Below are 17,901 nucleotides of genomic sequence, written 5' to 3' on the forward strand. Positions count from 1 at the left end.
GCAGGCCGCACACTGGCGGCTGCACCACCACCGTCCCGAATCGACACGACACCGGAGGAGAACGACGTGGGGACCGTAACGCTCGGCGTTTCGATCGCGGTCCCGGAGCCCTACGGCAGCCTGCTCCAGGAGCTGCGCGCCGGCTTCGGGGATCCCGCCGCGCACGGCATCCCCACGCACGTGACGCTCGTCCCGCCGACCGAGGTGGCCGCCGAACGGCTCCCCTCGATCCAGGCGCACCTCGCCGAGGTCGCCGCGGGCGTTCGCTCCTTCCCGGTGCGGCTGAGCGGCACGGGAACGTTTCGCCCGCTCTCCCCGGTCGTGTACGTGACGCTCGCCGAGGGCGTCTCGTCCTGCGGCTGGCTCCAGGAGCGGGTCCGGGACGAGTCCGGACCGCTCGTGCGCGAGCTGCAGTTCCCGTACCACCCGCACGTCACCGTCGCCCACGGCATCGCCGAGGAGGCGATGGACCGGGCCTACGCGGAGCTGGCCGACTTCGAGGCCGCCTGGACCTGCTCGTCCTTCGCCCTGTACGAGCAGGGCGAGGACGGGGTGTGGCGCAAGCTCCGCGTCTTCGAGTTCGGCGACAGCCACGGCGCCTCCGGGGTCCCCGGGGTCCCGGCCCAGGGCTCCGCGCCCGTCGACGAACCCACCCCTGCGGCGGGCTGACGCCCCACCCCGGTCAGACCGGCAGGCGGCGGAACAGCGGCCTCGGCACATGCCGCAGGGCCGACATCACCATCCGCAGCGCCCCCGGCACCCACACGGTCTCCGAGCGCCGTCGCAGCCCCAGCTCGATCGCCAGGGCGACCTCCTCCGGAGTCGTCGCCAGCGGCGCCTCCTCGAGCCCTTCCGTCATCCGGGACCGCACGAATCCCGGGCGTACGACCATCACGTGCACCCCGGTCCCGTACAAGGCGTCCCCGAGCCCCTGGGCGAACGCGTCGAGACCCGCCTTGGACGAGCCGTAGATGAAGTTCGCGCGGCGGGCGCGCTCGCCGGCCACCGACGACAGCACCACCAGCGAACCGTGCCCCTGCGCCTGGAGCGCCGCCGCGCAGATCAGCCCCGCCGAGACCGCGCCCGTGTAGTTGGTCTGGGCGACCCGGACGGCGGCGAGCGGATCGGCCTCGTCGTGCGCCTGGTCGCCGAGGATCCCGAAGGCGAGCAGCACCATGTCGATGTCGCCCTCCGTGAAGATCTTGCCGAGCCGCTCCGCGTGCGACTCGGTGTCGAGCGCGTCGAACGCCACCGTGCGCACGTCGGCGCCCAGCACGCGCAGCGAGTCGGCGGCGGCCTCCAGGGCGGGGGTGGGGCGCCCGGCCAGCCAGACCGTACGGGTGCGGCGGGCGATCAGCCGGCGGGCCGTGGCGAGCCCGATCTCGGACGTGCCGCCGAGCAGGAGCAGGGACTGCGGGGTGCCGAAGGCGTCCTTCATGACGGTCAAACTCCTCGGAGAGAGCGATTCAGGGAGCGATTCACAGGGCGAGGCGACGGGACAGATCGGACGTGAAGACGGACCGGGGGTCGAGCGTGGCGCGCAGCGCGCGGAAGTCGGCGAGCCTCGGGTACATCGCGTGCAGCAGCTCGGGCCGCAGCCGCGAGTCCTTCGCGAGGTAGACCCGGCCGCCCGCGTCCGCCACCTCCTCGTCCAGCTCGTCGAGGAACGCCCCGAGACCGGAGAGCCGGGTCGGGATGTCGAGCGCCAGCGTCCAGCCGGGGACCGGGAACGACAGCCAGCCGGGGTCGCCGGCGCCGAAGCGCTTCAGGACGGCCAGGAACGACGGACAACCGCGCCGCGCGATCCGCCGCACGATCCGGCGCAGGGTCTCCTCGTGCCCGTGGCCGACGACGAACTGGTACTGGACGAACCCGCCCCGGCCGTAGATCCGGTTCCAGTGCGGAACGCCGTCCAGGGGGTGGAAGAACGTGGACATCCGCTGGAGTTCGCCAGTGCGGCGGCGGGGCGCCCCGCGGTACCAGAGCTCGTTGAACATGCCCACGGTCGTGCGGCCGAGCAGCCCCTCGGGGAGGAGCGCGGGCGCGGCGGGCAGGTGCCCCGGGCGGAACGCGAGGGGCGCGCGGCGCGCGCGGCGGTCCCGGACGGGGATCGCGTCGTACGGGGCGTGGTCGCCGCGCGTGAGGACCGACCGGCCGGTGGCGGCGCCGCGCGCGAGGAGGTCGATCCAGGCCACCGAGTAGCGGTACCGGTCGTCGGCGGCGGTGAGCCGGGCCATCAGGTCGTCGAGGTCCGTGGCGCGTTCGGTGTCGACGGACATGAGGGAGGTCTCCACGGGCAACAGCCGGAGGGTCGCGGAGAGGATGACGCCGGTGAGACCCATGCCGCCGGTGGTCGCGTCGAAGAGGTCCGTGCCGGGGACGACGGTGTGGATCCCGCCGTCGGCGGTGAGGAGTTCGAGGGAGGTCACATGGCGGCCGAAGGAGCCCGAGACGTGGTGGTTCTTGCCGTGGATGTCGGCGCCGATCGCCCCGCCGACGGTGACGTACCGGGTCCCGGGGGTGACCGGGACGAACCAGCCGAGCGGGAGCAGGACCTCCATCAGCCGGTGCAGGCTGACGCCCGCTTCGCAGACGACGGTGCCCGCGACGGCGTCGACGGAACGGATCCGGTCGAGGCCGGTCATGTCGAGGACGGAGCCGCCGGCGTTCTGTGCCGCGTCGCCGTAGGCGCGGCCGAGGCCGCGTGCGATCGAGCCCCGGGCGCCGCAGGCGCGGACGGTCTCTGCGGCCTCCTCGTAGGTGCGGGGGCGGTGCACGCGCGCGAGGGTGGGGGCGGTGCGGCCCCAGCCCATGAGGGGCTCGACATCGGTGTGGGCAGCCATGAAGGCGACCGTATCGCCCGGTCTATGCGTTATGTCGGGTATGCCCGGCGGTTCGTCGAAATGGGTGATTAAAGGAGTGTCAGGAAAGATTGCCGTGCGGTCGGCGTGCCGCCGGGCCAGAGTCACCCCTGGTCGACCACCAGCGCGACCACAGCTCGACCGGGGCGACGGCGGAGTCGCCCGGCATCCGGGGAGGCGGAGCCGATGCGACACGCGGACGTGGCCGGGGCCGAGAGGCGGTTGCTGGCGGCCCTGCGCGGCTGCGGGCAGCGCGCGCCTGTGGCGACGGCGGCCCGCGCGCTGTCGTTCGGCGGGGAGCACGGCGCCCTCTGGCTCGCCGCCGGGCTCACCTGCGCCGCACTGGACCCGGAACGCCGAGCGGGCTGGCTGCGCGGCACGGCCCTGATCGCCGGGGCGCATCTGGCCAGCATGGGCGTCAAGCGGGTGGTGCGGCGGCCACGGCCGGGCGCGGCGGAGTACGCACCCCTGGTCCGCACGGCGGGCCGGCACTCCTTCCCCAGCTCCCACGCGACCTCCGCCGTCGCGGCGGCCGTCGCCTTCGGCGCCCTCCACCCGGCGGCCCGGCGCCTCGCCGCCCCCGTGGCGGCCGCGATGTGCGCCTCCCGCCTGGTCGTCGGCGTCCACTACCCGACGGACGTGGCCGCGGGCGCCCTCCTGGGCGCCGTCACGGCCGGCCTGGGCCGCGCCTGGCTCCGCGCGCCCGGACCCGCGTGCACCCCGCCCCACGCGCGCGTGACGCCCGTCCCCGTGGCGGGGCCCATCCTCCTGAGAACCACCGCCTCCCGGCCCGTGAGCCCCGGAGGCGTCCGTGGCTGACCGCGCCTCCATCGGCCGCCCCACGGGCCACCCAACGGTCCGCCCGACCGGCCTCACCGCCGTCCTCGACACCCCCGTCCCCGCACCGCGACGGCGGCACGGGCGCACCGGACACGGCCGCCGGGTGGCCGCCACGGCCGCCGGACTCGTCAGGACCGCGCGGCCCCGGCAGTGGGTCAAGAACGTGCTCGTCCTCGCCGCGCCCGTCGCCGCGGGACAGCTCGTCTCCTGGCACACGGCCGCCCGACTCGCCCTCGTCTTCGCCCTGTTCACGGCCGCGGCCGCCGCCGTCTACCTCGTCAACGACGCCCGCGACGCCGCCGCCGACCGCGCCCACCCCGACAAGTGCCACCGCCCCGTCGCCGCCGGCCTGGTCCCCGTACCCCTCGCGTACACCGCCGGGACCCTCCTCGCCATCGGAGCGGCCGGCGCGAGCGCGGTCCTGTGCAACCCCATGACCGCGGCGCTCCTCATCGCGTACCTCGTCATGCAGTTCGCGTACTGCCTGCGCCTCAAACACGTCCTCGTCGTCGACCTCGCCGTCGTCACCACCGGCTTCCTGATGCGCGCGATGATCGGCGGTGTCGCGCTCGCGATCCCGCTCTCCCGCTGGTTCCTGATCACCACCGGATTCGGCGCGCTCTTCATGGTCGCCGCCAAGCGCTATTCCGAAGCCGTCCGGATGGAGGCCGCGCAGGGCGCCACGCGCGCGTTGCTCACCCAGTACACGACCGGATACCTGCGCTTCGTCTGGCAGCTCGCCGCCGGAGTCGCCGTCCTCGGCTACTGCCTGTGGGCGCTGGAGAGCGGCGGCGTCGCCACCGGCTCGCTCCTGCCGTGGCGTCAGCTCTCCATGATCGCGTTCATCCTCGCCGTGCTGCGCTACGCCGTCTTCGCCGACCGCGGCACCGCCGGAGCCCCCGAGGACGTCGTCCTGCGCGACCGCCCGCTCGCGGTCGTCGGCCTGGTGTGGGCGGCCATGTACGGCATGGCCGTCGCGGACGTGTGAGGCCGCCGGCCGCACGCGGTATCGGTACGAGATCAAGGGGTACGCGTACGAGATGGACTGGCTGACGAAGCTCCCCGTCATCGGACCCTGGGTGACCAGGTTCATGAAGACGCACGCCTGGCGTTCCTACGAGACCCTCGACGCCGCCCACTGGACCCGGCTCGCCGCCGCCATCACCTTCCTCAGCTTCCTCGCGCTCTTCCCGCTGATCGCCGTCGCCGCCGCGGTCGGCGCCGCGCTGCTCAGCAAGGAGCAGCTCGACAAGATCGAGGACAAGGTCAGCGAGCAGGTCCCCGGCATCTCCGACCAGCTCAACATCGGCGGGCTCGTGGACAACGCGGGAACGATCGGTCTCGTCGCCGGCGTCCTGCTGCTCTTCACCGGCATCGGATGGGTCGGCTCGATGCGGGACTGTCTGCGCGCGGTGTGGGGGCTCGACGACCAGGACGAGGGCAACCCCTTCGCCCGCAAGGGCAAGGACGCGCTCGTCCTGCTCGGGCTCGGCGCGGTCGGGCTCTGCTCGCTCGCCGCGTCCTGGCTCGGCTCCACCGCCGTCGGCTGGAGCGCCGACAAGGTGGGGATCTCCGGCGAAGGGGCCACCGGGATCCTGCTCCAGGTGGCCTCCGTCGCCGTCGCCGCCGTCGCGGGCTTCCTCGTCCTGCTGTACCTGCTGACGCTGCTCCCGGGCGTCCAGCCGCCGCGACGCCGTCTGATCGTGGCGGCCGTGATCGGCGCGATCGGGTTCGAACTGCTGAAGCTGCTGATCGGCGGCTACATGCGGGAGGTCGCGGGGAAGTCGATGTACGGCGCGTTCGGCGTACCGGTCGCGCTGCTCCTGTGGATCAACTTCTCCGCGAAACTGCTGCTGTTCTGCGCCGCCTGGACGGCTACGGGGTCGCCGTCGGCTCCACGCCCTCGGACTCCTGAGCCTGAGCCTGATCCTTCTGAGGCTCCTGCTCCTGCTCCGTCTCCTGCGCGTCCGGCCGAGGGCGGCGCAGCGGCCAGCGACGGTTGACGAGGAACGCCGCCCCCGCGAGCAGCACCAGCACACCGCCGATGACGGCGAGGGCGGTTCCGACGCCACCGGACTTCGCCGCGGCGACGTTCTGGGCGGTGTTCGGCGCGTTCTTGCCGGGCGCCGGCGTCGTACCGCCGCTCTCGGTGCCCGGCGTCGTCCGCGCGGACTTCGGCGGAACCAGCTCGCCGACCGGCGTCACCTTCCCGGTCGCGGCGAAGCCCCAGTCCAGGAGCCGCGCGGTCTCCTTGTAGACCGCGTGCTGCTCCTTGGAGGACGGGTTCAGGACCGTCACGAGCAGCACCTTGCCGTTGCGCTCCGCGACGCCGGTGAACGTGGATCCCGCGTGCGTGGTGTTGCCGTTCTTGACGCCGGCGATGCCCGCGTACTGCGGGACGCCGAGGTCCCCGGTCAGCAGCCGGTTGGTGTTCTGGATCTCGAACGTCTCCCGCTTCTTGCCCGGCTTCTGCTCCCCGGGGAAGGCGGCGCGGGCGGTCGCCGCGTACTCCCGGAAGTCCGCCTTCTGCATACCGCTGCGGGCGATCAGCGTGAGGTCGTAGGCCGAGGAGACCTGGCCCGGCGCGTCGTAGCCGTCGGGCGAGACGACGTGCGTGTCGAGGGCCTGCAGTTCGTCGGCGCGCGCGTTCATGTCGGCGACGGTCTGCGGGATGCCCTGGTTCATCGCGGAGAGCACCCGCACGGCGTCGTTGCCGGAGCGCAGGAAGACGCCCAGCCAGAGGTCGTGGACGGTGTAGGTCTGCTTCTCCTTGATGCCGACCAGGCTGGAGCCCGAGCCGAGCCCGGCCAGGTCCCGGGCGGTGACCGTGTGGGTCGCCGTCCTAGGGAACTTGGGCAGGACCGTGTCCGCGAAGAGCATCTTGAGCGTGGAGGCGGGGGCCAGCGGCCAGTGGGCGTTGTGCGCGGCGAGGACCTGGCCGCTCTCGGCGTCCGCGACGATCCACGACCGCGCGCTCAGCTCCTTCGGAAGCACCGGCGCCCCGGGCCCGAGGCTCACCTGCGTGCCGGGCCTGCTGAGCAGCGAGCCGCCGACGGAGGACATGAGGGCGGGCGGCTTGGGCTGCTGGTCCTCCTTGTTGTCCACCGTGTCCGCGTGGGCGGGGGCGGCGGCGAGGAGGGGGAGCAGCGCGGCGGCAAGGACCGCGCGAGCGGTCGTCTTCGAAGCAGACACGATCGAAAACGTACAGGCACCGCTCGGCGAACCGAACCCCGCCCGGCGCTTCCCCCGACCCCGACCACCCGGACGCACACGCGCGTGCCACACCACCCCCGCGACCCCCCGCACCTCCGCCCGCCCCGGCGCCGGGGCGGGTGCGGCGGGTGGTGACAGTGGAGGTATGAAGCTCAGCCGGCCGGTCTCCTGGTCCCTGCTCGCCTTCGGTGTGTGGAGCTGGTTCATCTGGATCACTTTCTATGTGTAACTAGCCAGTAGAGCGTAGAGCTTCAACAACAGAAAAGAGCAGGTGAGAGACCTTGACCCCGTTTGTGTCGGTCGTCGGATCCGAACAACTCGACACGGTGCGAGTCGCCGTGTACGCACGCCAGAGCAAGGCCCGCCCGGACTCGTCCGAGGCGTCCCCAGAGGCACAGCTCGCGGCCGGTGAGGCGCTGGCGGCGAGCCGGGGGTGGGAGGTCGTTCACGCCTTCAAAGACGTCGGAAGGTCCGGTTGGGATCCCAACGCGGTCCGCCCGGCTTTCGAGGACCTCATGTCCGCCGTGCGCGCGGGTGAGGTCGACGTGGTCGTGGTCAACGAGCTGTCGCGGCTGACCCGCAAGGGCGCGCATGACGCGCTGGACATCGACAAGGAGTTCAAGAAGTACGGCGTGCGCTTCGTCTCCGTACTCGAACCGTTCCTCGACACGTCGAACCCGATCGGCGTCGCGATCTTCGCGCTGATCGCGGCACTCGCGAAGCAGGACAGCGACATCAAGGCGGAGCGCCTGCGCGGAGCCAAGGACGAGATCAAGGCGGTCGGTGGCCGGCACTCCAGCTCCGCCCCGTATGCGATGCGGGCTGTCCGAGAGAAGATCGGCAACCTTGTGGTGTCCGTCCTTGAGCCGGACGAGGACAACCCGGAACACGTGGAGATCGTCGAGCGCATGATCGAGATGTCGTTCGCGGGCATCTCCGACAACAAGATCGCAACGACGCTGGCGTCAGAGGAAGTGCCAGCGCCGGGGGAGGCCGAACGACGAGCCACCGACAAGCGGATGCAGTCCATCAAGATGCGGCGCGTGTCGACGGATGACACCCCGATCCGCTGGCGAGCCCAGACAGTCCGCTGGATCCTCTCCCACCCGGCCATCGGAGGCTTCGCCAGTGCGCGAGTGAAGCGGGGCAAGGCGTACGTGAACGTGGTCGCTCGGGACGAGGGCGGGGCGCCCCTGACGCCTCACAGGGGAGTCATCGAGGGGGCCAGGTGGTTGGAACTCCAGGAGCGGCGAAGCAAGCGCACGAAGACGAACAGGCAGCCCGGCGGTGAGGCCACGCCCACCCTCATGAGCGGCTGGCGCTTCACGACCTGCGGGATCTGCTCGGGCTCGATGGGCCAGAGCAAGAACAACGGCGGGCAGGACTACTACATGTGCGCCAATCCCCAGGGGCACGGCGGCCTGAGCGTCAAACGCAACCAGCTCGACGACTATGTGGCGGGCTGTGTCTGGGCACGGCTCGACGCTGCGGAAATCGACGACGAAGAGGACAGGGAATGGCTCGCGGAGGCGGCATTCCGATTCGCGCTACAGCGTGACCTGTCCGGAGTCGAGGAGGAGAGGCGCGAGACGGAAGCGCACCTTGAGCACGTGCGGAACTCCATCGCCGAGCTCCAGGCCGACCGCAAGGCGGGGCTGTACCGAGGGCGCGACGAACTGGCCATGTGGCGCGCGACGATGACGCAGTACCGGAGCTTCGAGGACCAGTGCACGGCCAAGCTGGACGAACTGAACGCGATGACCGCCGCAGCGATCCAGGTTCCGTCGGAGTGGCGCGAACCGGGGGAGGACCCGCTGGGCCCTGGGTCCCCGTGGGCAGCGTGGGATGTGTTCAAGCGCCGAGAGTTCCTCGACCTCTTCCTCGAGGGCGTCTCGGTCGGCCCCGGCAGGGACCCGGAAACCTGGAAGTACATCGCGGTCGAGGACCGGGTGACGCTGAACTGGCGTCGCCCTGAATCGGATGAGGACCACGAGGACGACGAAGAGACACTGTCTGCCCTCTGACGCCTCCCCACAGCCCCGGCAGTCCCTCGCGGACCGTCGGGGCTGTGCTGTGCCCGCAGCGGGGCCGACCAGCGGGCGGGGCCATGACGGTGAGAGAGCCTTTTCGTATGTACAAGAGAAAATAGGGACAAAACCAAACCATCCATCGAAACGCCATCGTCATGCTCGCTCCACGGGAATCCGCTGATCCCTACACCACAGTGAGGGACCGGGTGGGTTGCCCGAGCACTCCGCACGGCGACTGTGGGAATCTCACCGCCCCTACTACTTCCAGAGGGACAGGGACTACCGCGCACCCCACCGACGCGGAACGGGCGGACCGAGTGCCCGTCTCTCACATCAGCTCTGCCCGTGCAGCACGCACCCTCTCGGCGTGGCCGCAGTGGTCGTGTGGCAGAGCGCGGGGGTCACACCGCCCATCAGTAGCCGGCTCGTCCGCGAGTCGCCGAACGGGGCTGTGAGCCCGTGGGATCCCTCACCGTGTCCGGACCGGCCGAGCCGGAGAGGACGACCAAGCCCACCTGCCCCAACAGAGCAGAGGTGCGCGGTACAGGCCCGGCACCTTCGGGATATCGGCCGCAGAGTTCTGGGTTCGAGTCCCCGGGGTGGGCACGAGAACAACGGTCGGCATTCCTGGCCGTGTTTGCCGGCTGTGAGGGGTTGGAGTCAGTGAACGAGCCACCATAGACCGACGCCCGCTGCGGGGGCTGAGAGAGCCAGTAGGAGAAGACCGCCGACGATCCCCGTCACGCGGTCCTCGCTGAACATTTCGGGACGGCGGGGATCGTAGACCACGCTGATCATGTCCGGGGGCGTGTACTCGTTGATGCGGGCGTATGACTCGCCCCGGACCGGAGTGCCGCCCGGGGGTGTGAAGCAGAGGATCGGGTAGAAGTGCACGTCACCGTCACCGTCCTCGTGCTCGCGGACTCCGATGACCTCCGCGTCGATGCGTACACCCCGACGCCTAAGGCCGATCTCGGCCCACGTCCACAGCACCCCCAATACGCACCCGGTGATGCCGAGGACAGCGACGAGCCACATCCCTATCAGGTCCTTCGGGGGCATCGTAAGGGCGGCGCTTCCACGCCGCCGGACTATCCGGGAGGCACGCAGAGAACGACGAACAGGCCGACGACAACAAGAGGGCGGGCGTGCGCTGTATCGACCGCACGGACTCGGCGACGCACCGTCGACGCTGCAAGACTCATCACGCGATGTACGAGGGACGGACGAGTGTCCGCACTCGACGTGCGCGGAGCCGGCGACGAGCGGCCCGGAACGACGCTGCTGCACGGCTCCGCCGGATCATCGGGCAGAAGGGGCACGCGTGGTGTGACTGGCGCCTCAACCACTTCCCCACAGCGGACGTGGACTTGAACCATGTACGGCCCCTCGCGCTGGGAGGGACCGATATGGACGGCAACGTTCAAGTGCTGTGCCGGGGTGCCATCAGCTCAAGACGAGCACTGCGTTCGGGCGCGTGGCCTAACGCTGTGCCCACCACGTTCCCGCTACCCCGCCGGCAGTTGTGACCAGGGCGACGAGCCATCCAGGGATGCGCTGGATGGTCAAGTGCAGCCCCCCGCAACGAAGTTCGAATCGTGGTGGGGCGTCGGTCTGGTCTTTGTTGCGATGCACGTTTCCTCCTGTAGGTCTCCTCCTAACTGACACCCCGCACCGGGTGGCGGAACATGGCGCGCACCCTGGCGAACCCTGGCGAATAGTCGCGTGCCCTAGCGAACCTGGCGGATCTCTTGACACATCCACGCTTGTTAGGGAGGTCCCGTGCCCCGACACCCCCGTCCCCCTTGCTCGGTACCCGCGATCTGGGCGAGTCGCACGACAAGCCGTCTATCGGACCCGCATCGACTTCTATTGCGGCATCGCCCTCTTCGGAGGCAGGGCAGCCGCACGCCTTACCGGTGTGCTGAACGGCTGACGCCGATATGTGGCCCCCGTGTGCCTCTCCGTTGTCGGAGCGGGCGCGGGGGCCATTCGGCGTTCCCGGTAGATCAGAGGGTCAGTCGAGAGACGCCAGGGCGGACGCCACGAGAGAGCGTGCCGCAGCTTCCCGCGCCGCCCCTTGCGATAGCCGGTCGAAGGCTTTTGCATACAGCTCGACTTGGCTTGGCTGCGTCAGGGTGGATGCGGCGTCCAGGGTGTCCGCGTGCACCCTCGTGTCGTCGAAGATTGTGAATGTCGGCATGGGCCAGACGGTTCGTTGGGGCGAGAAGGGGACGATGCTTACGGACACGTTCTGGAGATCCATGACTCCCAGGAGGTGACCGAGCTGCGCCGCCATCGCATCGACGGTGCACAGTCGGTAGCGCAGTACCGATTCCTCCAGGACGAACGCGAACCGGTGTGCTGCGTTGTTCAGTACCGCGTTCCGTCTCATGCGGACCTTGACGGCCTCCGACACGTCGTCCGGTGTACCGCGAAAATCCGCGATGGATGACAGGAGTGACGTCGCGTACGCGGGCGTCTGGAGGAAGCCGGGGATCACGTCGGAGACGTAGACCCGGAACAGGTGAGTGCGCCGGTACAGACTCTCGGTGGACTCCTGCACGTGCCGTAGGCCGCCCCGCTGGAGCCGCTTCCACTGCACGTGAGCGTCCGCCGACTGCCTGTTCGCCGCGATCAGATCCGGCGCCTGGTCGTCGGCGCCGCATGCCCGACACCATGCCCGGATGTCCCCGTCGGAGGGTGGCGTCTTTGCGTTGCCGATGCGCGACACCTTCGAGTCCGACCAGCGCAGTCTGACGGCCAGCTCCCGCCCGCTGAATCCGGCGTCCCTGCGTAGCTCACGCAGCCGGCCCGCCAGTGCTTCACGGGCTTGCTGAACGCTCGATGAGGGGTGTGGGGGCATGGAGCTGGCTGTCCTCAGATCGCGTACAGGTGGTGCGGGACGGCTCGGTCCCAGACGGCCTCGAATGCGGAGGCGCAGAGTTTCACCGTCTCCGCGTCGTCGGTGATCTCGTCCTCCACCACTGCGCCCTCCCCGGAGAAGTGGTGCACGCGGAGGAGCGTGCCGTCGAAGAGCCAGAAGTCATTGCAGGGAAGAGCGATGGCCGTGGCCCGGCGACGTGGCAGCCAACGGACGTCTTCGCCGGCTGTGACGTTGGCGTGGGTGACGTAGTGCTCCCACCGGATGTACTCCGTCACGGGCTCGGAAACGATGCGGGCTCGGCGGATCGTCACGCCCCGAGCCACGGTGTCCGTGATCAACTGATCGTACGGATGCCACCAGGAGGCGCGGTCGCTCCAGTCGATGCGCTCGCCCCGCTTCCATGCCTCGAACCGGTCGGTAGGCGCGTACGAGTCACGCATCTCCAGGTGTACGGCTGACCGCTCACACCGGCCGAGCAGCTCAGCGAAGCTGGGCACGCTCGATGGCATCACACGCCTCCCGGATCATCGGAATCATGCGGGCCGGCATCCTGACGATCGCCTCGCTGTCGGGAACCGGCCCGTTCGCGGGGCTGCTCGCCTCGCACTGGGTTTGAGTCTCGCTGTCCGGCTTCCAGCCTTGCAACAAGATCTCCTGGGCTTCCGCGTCCGCCCACACCGTCGGGCAGTGATCGCGGTCGGTGTTCGGGTCGATGCCTACGAACTCTACGGCCATGGCTGACTGCCTGGTCCAGGTGATTGCGTGAGCTTGCATGAACCATGCTGAGCAGCGGATGGAGAGTCAATATCCCAATCAGCCATAGGAATTGATGTGCAAACTCATGCAACTCCGTGGAGCCCCGGCCAGCCGTCCTCCTAGCGTCGAATGCAAGCGACGACCGCATTGAGGGGACGACGACATGGCCGCCGGAACGCAGGAGAGCGACACGGACGCCCGCACGGACGAGTACACGACGTACGCGCCCAAAGGGGAGACCTGCCCCGAGTGCAGCGCGCCGATCGGAGCCCTGGAGCCCTGCCGCCGGGGATCGGTGGAGCGGCAGTCCGGGCCGCCCGCCGTGGTCTACCGGCACAGCAAGTGCGCCAAGCCGCGCCGTCGCGACCGGTGACCAATCGAAGACGAGAGGAGCAACAGCATGGGTTGGGGAACGGGCAAAGGCGGAAGCGGTGGCAATGGGCAGCACTCCGGTGGGAAGGACCCGGGCACGTCCAAGCCGTCCTCCGACACGGCCAAGCCGAAGGACCCGCCGAAGCACAAGAAGGACTAGTGCAAGTGAAGACGACTGATCTCGCAGCGGCCGAGCGGATTGCCATCCGCGAACTGCTCGGCGCTGTGAACGATGAGATGGAAGCGTCCGTGGCGCCCGAGTGGGAGCGGGCGGCATGGGATGTTCCCCGGGCCGCGTTCGTGGCTGAGCGCATCTACCTTGGTGACGAACTTGAACCGTGCGACCGCGCGAACGCCCCGGAAGCATGGCTCCGTGCGGTCTACGCGAACGACTCCGTGGTGACCCAGGTCAACGACGGAGCGGACCTCGGGGACGGCGACCGACGGGCGTCGTCGTCCGCTTCGGCGCCCTCCATCGTGTTCCGGATGCTCCACATGCTCGACGTGCGTGCCGGACTCAAGGTCCTGGAGATCGGCACGGGAACCGGGTGGAACGCGGGCCTTCTGAACCACGTCGCCGGCCCGGGGAACGTGACGACCGTCGAAGTGGACTCCAAGTTGGCGGCCGAGGCCGCGAAGCGTCTACGGAGGGAAGGGGGCGCCGCGCATGTGGTCACTGGGGACGGGGCCGAGGGATACGCGGCCAACGCTCCCTATGACCGGCTCGTGTCCACGTGCTCCGTACGGTCCGTCCCGCGTCCGTGGGTCGACCAGGTGAAAGCCGGAGGTGTCATCCTCACACCGTGGGAGTCCCCCTGGATCTGCTACGGGTTGCTGCGCATGACCGTGGACGACATGGGTTGTGCGTCGGGGCCGTTCTCGCCGTACTCCGCGTTCATGCTCATGCGGAACCAGCGCACCGACCTACGGATCTTCCGGGACGTCGTGCGCGACGACCATCAGCCCGACGAATCGACCACCAGCCTCCCGCCGTGGCGGGTGACCGGTGACGATCTCGCCGCTCAGTTCGCCATGGGGCTACAGCTCCGTGACGTGTGGTGGACGCGGCAGGACGACCCCGACGTCGACGGGGTGGCCTCCCGACTGTGGGTCGCCACGACCGACGCCACCTCGTGGGCTGCCATCGACTGGGACGGGGAGTCGGACGACCGGTGGACCGTCTGGCAGCACGGCCCGCGTCGGCTGTGGAACGAAGTGGAAGCCGCCCACGCCTGGTGGGTGCTGCATGACCGTCCCGGCCCGGAGCGGTTCGGTCTGACCGTGACCGCAAAGGGGGAGTCCGCATGGCTGGAGACTCCCGATCGGCCTGTTCCTGCAGCCGGCTGACCTGAAGGACTGGTCCGTCTGTGCGCCTGCCCCCCCGGGTGCACAGACCGGGCTACTTCTTGCCCGCGCGGACACCCCGCAAGCCGATCACGCCCACGGCCGTCCCTAGGATGAACGACGTGACAGCCAGTGCGAGGTGCACCCAGAAGTACGCCGTCGGGTTGCCCGCGTCGTCGAAGGCGAGCCCGCTCCCGTCCTTCCAGAGGTTCTTCGCGAAGGTCACCCAGATCACCCAAGACCAGACGCCGAACGCGAGCAGGAACCAGGAGACGCGGCGGCTGAGCTTCATCGGGGGTCCTTCGGGGTGGGGTGCTCGTGCCCTGCCAGTATCGAACGGGCCCGCGGCGGGCTTGCGGGTGGGTCTCGGTACGCTGGTGGCGTGCGCGCTTTGCGGCGCGGACGCGGATAGGGGTGGGGCGCGTGCTCGGCTTTCTGGTGGTGGTTGTGGTGGTTCTCGGCCTGCTGGGCGGGGTCCACTGGTACGTGTGGCGGCGCCTCGTGCGCGATGTCACCGTGCGCGGAAGCGTCGCGCGGCGGCTGGGGACGGGCGCCGCGTTCGTCCTGCCCGCGTTGGCCGTCGGCGCGCTGGTCTCCGCGCGGGCGGGCGCGCCCTTCTGGCTCCAGCAGGTCGTGGCCTGGCCGGGCTATCTGTGGCTGGCCCTGCTGCTTTACCTGACCCTCGCCCTGGTCGTGGGGGAGGCCGTCCGGCCGGTGCTGCGGCGCGTCCTTGAGCGCCGGGACATCGCCGACGCTCCGCAGGCCGTGGCGGCCCCGTCGGCCCCGGTCCCGGTGACCGTGCCCGCCCCCGCGCCGACAGCGCCGGAGGCGCCGGAGGCTCCCGAGGCGCCGGAGCCGGCCGTCGTGGAGTCCGGTGCCACCGCCGTGTCGCGGCGGCTGTTCGTGTCGCGGGTCGTCGGCGGCGCCGCGGCCGCCGCCGCCGTGGGGACCGTCGGGTACGGGACGTACGGCGTGCTGCGCGGGCCCAGCGTCAAGCGGGTGACCGTGCCGCTGGCGAAGATCCCGCGCGCGCTGCACGGGTACCGGATCGCCGTCGTGTCCGACATCCACATCGGGCCGATCCTCGGCCGCGCCCACACCCAGCGCATCGTGGAGACCATCAACGCCACCCAGCCCGACCTGATCGCCGTCGTCGGCGACCTCGTCGACGGCAGCGTCGAGAACCTCGGCTCCGCCGCCGAGCCCCTCGCCCGGCTCCGGGCCCGGCACGGCTCGTTCTTCGTGACCGGCAACCACGAGTACTTCTCCGGCGCCGACGCCTGGGTCGACCACGTCCGCGAACTCGGCCTGCGCCCGCTGCGCAACGAGCGTCTGGAGATCGCGGCGGGCTTCGACCTCGCCGGGGTCGACGACATCGCGGGCGAGAGCGAGGGCAAGGGCCCCGACTTCGCCGCCGCGCTCGGTGACCGGGACCGCGCGAAGGCCGCCGTCCTCCTCGCGCACCAGCCGATCGTCATCGACGACGCCGTCCGCCACGGCGTCGACCTCCAGCTCTCCGGGCACACCCACGGCGGGCAGCTCTGGCCCGGCAACTACCTCGCCGAGCTGGCCAATCCGACCGTCGCCGGTCTGGAGCGGTACGGCGACACCCAGCTGTACGTCTCGCGCGGCGCGGGCGCCTGGGGCCCGCCGGTACGGGTGGGCGCGCCCTCCGACATCACCGTCGTCCAGCTCGCCTCGAAGCAGGCGTGACGGGACGGGCTCCGGCGGGCCCGTGAGTGGAAGCTGTCACTCCTCGCGCAGGGGGTGATACGTACCGTTCGACCCGCCGGATTCTCATATCCCGGACATATACCTGCATCGTGAAGGTTTCCTCTTCCACTTGTGAAGTCCGTGTGATTGGGTGACGCCATCGCGGGATGGCTGGGCGCCGCCGCGGCAGGGGTGGGAACGAAAAAAGGAAGCACGGCGATGCGGTCGACGGTCCGTCTTCGGATCCTCATCACATGCGGAGTTCTGGTGGTCGCCGGAGTGGGCGGCTGGCAGCTGCTCCCGTCCGACGACGAACGGACCGATGCGATCACCATCGGCACCACGGACGAGGTGACCTCGCTCGATCCGGCCGGCGCGTGGGACGCCGGTTCCTGGGCGATGTACAGCAACGTCTACCAGACGCTGCTGAGCTTCAAGCCGGGCGTCATCACGCCGGTTCCGGACGCCGCCGAGAGTTGCAAGTTCGTCGGCGCGAAGCTCACCACGTACCAGTGCGAGCTCCGGGACGACCTGACCTTCTCCAGCGGGCGCAAGGTGACCGGCGAGGACGTCAAGCACTCCTTCGAGCGGATCCTGAACATCAAGGCGGACACCGGTCCCGCGCCGCTCTTCCCGACCCTCAAGAACGTCGTCGCCGACGGGCAGAAGGTCACGTTCAATCTGAACGGCCGGGACGCGACCTTCCCGTTCAAGCTCGCCACGGGCGCGGGTTCCATCGTCGACAGCAGCCAGTACCCGGCCAAGCGGGTCCGTGAGGGCGTCACGGCCGACGGTTCCGGGCCGTACGTCCTCAAGGAGTTCAAGCCTGGCGAGAGCGCGCGCCTGGAGCCGAACCCGAAGTACAGGGGCGCGGCCAAGGCGGGCCGTACGGTCGTCGTGAAGTACTTCCAGGAGTCCGAGAAGCTCGCGGACGCCTGGAAGAACAAGCAGATCGACATCGCGCACCGGCAGATGCCGCCGGAGTTCCTCTCCGAGGCGGGGAACGGCAAGGACTCCGCCCGGATCACGGAGGCGCAGACCGCCGAGGTCCGCAACCTCTACTTCAACGTGAAGCCCGGCTCGCCGATGGCGAAGAAGGAGGTCCGGCAGGCGATCGCCGCCGTCGTCGACCGCCCGGCCATCGTCACCGGCGCCTACCACGGCACGGTGGAGCCGCTGTACTCCCTGATCCCGCAGGGCTTCAACGGTCACAGCACCTCGTTCTACGACGCGTACCCCGAGCCGTCCAAGAAGAAGGCCAAGAGCCTCCTGCAGGAGGCGGACGTCGAGACGCCGGTGAGCTTCACCCTCGGCTACCGCAAGGACGTCACGTACGGGGCCGAGGCGAAGGAGCTGCAGCGGCAGCTGGAGTCGACCGGCCTGTTCAAGGTGAAGCTGGTCGAGGCGGAGTGGCAGGACTTCCAGAAGGCGTACGCGAAGGGCGAGTACGACGCGTACCCGGTCGGCTGGCTGCCCGACTTCCCGGACTCCGACAGCTTCACCGCCCCGCTCGTGGGCGCAGGCAACGCCATGCACACCGGGTTCTCCAGCCGGAAGATCGACTCGTTGATCTCGGCGACGCAGCAGTACAGCGACCGGGCGGCGGCGGCGAACGACTTCGAGGACATCCAGTCGGAGGTCGTGAAGGACGTTCCGCTGATCCCGCTCTGGCAGAAGAAGGACTACGTGCTCGCGACGACGGAGGTCGCCGGCTCGCAGTACCTCACCGACGGCACCGGGGTCTGGCGGCTCTGGGAGCTGAGCTGGATCTGACGCCCGTCCGCCCGTAGGCCCGTCCGCCCGTAGACCCGGGCGGCCCGGCATCCGACGCGTCATCGCCCGAGGGGCCCCGAGCCGTGCACCGGCCGGGCCCCTCGGGCGTTGC

16 protein-coding genes and 2 pseudogenes are annotated in these 17,901 nt (G+C 70.1%); 10 read left to right on the forward strand and 8 right to left on the reverse strand.

Annotation, left to right across the window (positions count from 1 at the left end; all coding sequences use genetic code 11):
* Nucleotides 1-66 precede the first annotated feature (66 nt).
* A complete protein-coding gene (locus ACF09C_RS32935; protein WP_392096814.1) occupies nucleotides 67-669 on the forward strand; it encodes a 2'-5' RNA ligase family protein in 603 nt (200 codons plus the stop codon).
* 13 nt (nucleotides 670-682) lie between these two features.
* On the opposite strand, the gene ACF09C_RS32940 is transcribed toward ACF09C_RS32935, so the two are convergent.
* On the reverse strand, nucleotides 683-1,438 hold the full coding sequence (locus ACF09C_RS32940) for a decaprenylphospho-beta-D-erythro-pentofuranosid-2-ulose 2-reductase (protein ID WP_392096816.1): 756 nt from the start codon (nucleotides 1,436-1,438) through the stop codon (nucleotides 683-685).
* A 40-nt stretch (nucleotides 1,439-1,478) separates the two neighbouring features.
* On the reverse strand, nucleotides 1,479-2,843 hold the full coding sequence (locus ACF09C_RS32945; protein WP_392096818.1) for an FAD-binding protein: 1,365 nt from the start codon (nucleotides 2,841-2,843) through the stop codon (nucleotides 1,479-1,481).
* Between the two features lie 204 nt (nucleotides 2,844-3,047).
* Here ACF09C_RS32945 and ACF09C_RS32950 point away from each other — a divergent pair.
* The 3 genes and pseudogenes from ACF09C_RS32950 to ACF09C_RS32960 form a co-directional block, all read left to right on the forward strand.
* Nucleotides 3,048-3,560, forward strand: a pseudogene (locus ACF09C_RS32950) (phosphatase PAP2 family protein); the annotation flags it as partial.
* A 244-nt stretch (nucleotides 3,561-3,804) separates the two neighbouring features.
* Nucleotides 3,805-4,689, forward strand: a complete 885-nt coding sequence (locus ACF09C_RS32955; RefSeq protein WP_392096982.1) for a decaprenyl-phosphate phosphoribosyltransferase — start codon at nucleotides 3,805-3,807, stop codon at nucleotides 4,687-4,689.
* Nucleotides 4,690-4,741: 52 nt separating this feature from the next.
* On the forward strand, nucleotides 4,742-5,704 hold the full coding sequence (locus ACF09C_RS32960; RefSeq protein ID WP_392096820.1) for a YihY/virulence factor BrkB family protein: 963 nt from the start codon (nucleotides 4,742-4,744) through the stop codon (nucleotides 5,702-5,704).
* Between the two features lie 337 nt (nucleotides 5,705-6,041).
* Here ACF09C_RS32960 and ACF09C_RS32965 read toward each other — a convergent pair.
* Nucleotides 6,042-6,764: pseudogene (locus tag ACF09C_RS32965) on the reverse strand (D-alanyl-D-alanine carboxypeptidase family protein); the annotation flags it as partial.
* 431 nt (nucleotides 6,765-7,195) lie between these two features.
* Here ACF09C_RS32965 and ACF09C_RS32970 point away from each other — a divergent pair.
* A complete protein-coding gene (locus ACF09C_RS32970; protein ID WP_392096822.1) occupies nucleotides 7,196-8,938 on the forward strand; it encodes a recombinase family protein in 1,743 nt (580 codons plus the stop codon).
* Nucleotides 8,939-9,604: 666 nt separating this feature from the next.
* Here the strand turns inward: ACF09C_RS32970 and ACF09C_RS32975 are convergent.
* From ACF09C_RS32975 to ACF09C_RS32990, 4 genes are all read right to left on the reverse strand, one after another.
* The gene (locus ACF09C_RS32975) at nucleotides 9,605-10,006 is read right to left on the reverse strand and encodes a DUF3592 domain-containing protein (protein WP_392096824.1); all 402 of its coding nucleotides are present in this window, start codon (nucleotides 10,004-10,006) and stop codon (nucleotides 9,605-9,607) included.
* 955 nt (nucleotides 10,007-10,961) lie between these two features.
* Nucleotides 10,962-11,810, reverse strand: coding sequence for a helix-turn-helix domain-containing protein (locus ACF09C_RS32980; RefSeq protein ID WP_392096826.1), 849 nt, complete (start codon nucleotides 11,808-11,810; stop codon nucleotides 10,962-10,964).
* A gap of 14 nt (nucleotides 11,811-11,824) precedes the next feature.
* Nucleotides 11,825-12,340, reverse strand: coding sequence for a DUF6879 family protein (locus ACF09C_RS32985; RefSeq protein WP_392096828.1), 516 nt, complete (start codon nucleotides 12,338-12,340; stop codon nucleotides 11,825-11,827).
* Nucleotides 12,312-12,566, reverse strand: coding sequence for a hypothetical protein (locus tag ACF09C_RS32990; RefSeq protein ID WP_392096830.1), 255 nt, complete (start codon nucleotides 12,564-12,566; stop codon nucleotides 12,312-12,314). The genes ACF09C_RS32985 and ACF09C_RS32990 overlap by 29 nt, the downstream gene beginning before the upstream one ends.
* A gap of 184 nt (nucleotides 12,567-12,750) precedes the next feature.
* Here ACF09C_RS32990 and ACF09C_RS32995 point away from each other — a divergent pair, with 184 nt between their 5' ends.
* Genes ACF09C_RS32995 through ACF09C_RS33005 form a run of 3 tightly spaced genes read left to right on the forward strand, consistent with a single transcriptional unit; the run spans nucleotide 12,751 to nucleotide 14,306 of the window.
* The gene (locus ACF09C_RS32995) at nucleotides 12,751-12,960 is read left to right on the forward strand and encodes a hypothetical protein (RefSeq protein WP_392096831.1); all 210 of its coding nucleotides are present in this window, start codon (nucleotides 12,751-12,753) and stop codon (nucleotides 12,958-12,960) included.
* 27 nt (nucleotides 12,961-12,987) lie between these two features.
* Nucleotides 12,988-13,119: a hypothetical protein gene (locus tag ACF09C_RS33000; protein WP_257135201.1), complete on the forward strand. Its 132-nt coding sequence runs from the start codon at nucleotides 12,988-12,990 to the stop codon at nucleotides 13,117-13,119.
* Between the two features lie 5 nt (nucleotides 13,120-13,124).
* A complete protein-coding gene (locus tag ACF09C_RS33005) occupies nucleotides 13,125-14,306 on the forward strand; it encodes a methyltransferase domain-containing protein (protein ID WP_392096832.1) in 1,182 nt (393 codons plus the stop codon).
* 52 nt (nucleotides 14,307-14,358) lie between these two features.
* Here the strand turns inward: ACF09C_RS33005 and ACF09C_RS33010 are convergent, their stop codons facing one another.
* Nucleotides 14,359-14,595, reverse strand: coding sequence for an SCO4848 family membrane protein (locus ACF09C_RS33010; protein WP_392096834.1), 237 nt, complete (start codon nucleotides 14,593-14,595; stop codon nucleotides 14,359-14,361).
* A gap of 131 nt (nucleotides 14,596-14,726) precedes the next feature.
* On the opposite strand from ACF09C_RS33010, the gene ACF09C_RS33015 reads away from it, so the two are divergent.
* Together ACF09C_RS33015 and ACF09C_RS33020 are read left to right on the forward strand one after the other, a co-directional pair.
* The gene (locus ACF09C_RS33015) at nucleotides 14,727-16,016 is read left to right on the forward strand and encodes a metallophosphoesterase (protein WP_392096836.1); all 1,290 of its coding nucleotides are present in this window, start codon (nucleotides 14,727-14,729) and stop codon (nucleotides 16,014-16,016) included.
* A 219-nt stretch (nucleotides 16,017-16,235) separates the two neighbouring features.
* Nucleotides 16,236-17,789: an ABC transporter substrate-binding protein gene (locus ACF09C_RS33020; RefSeq protein ID WP_392096837.1), complete on the forward strand. Its 1,554-nt coding sequence runs from the start codon at nucleotides 16,236-16,238 to the stop codon at nucleotides 17,787-17,789.
* Nucleotides 17,790-17,901 lie beyond the last annotated feature (112 nt).

Source organism: Streptomyces sp. NPDC014870 (assembly GCF_043081505.1).
Lineage (GTDB): Bacteria > Actinomycetota > Actinomycetes > Streptomycetales > Streptomycetaceae > Streptomyces.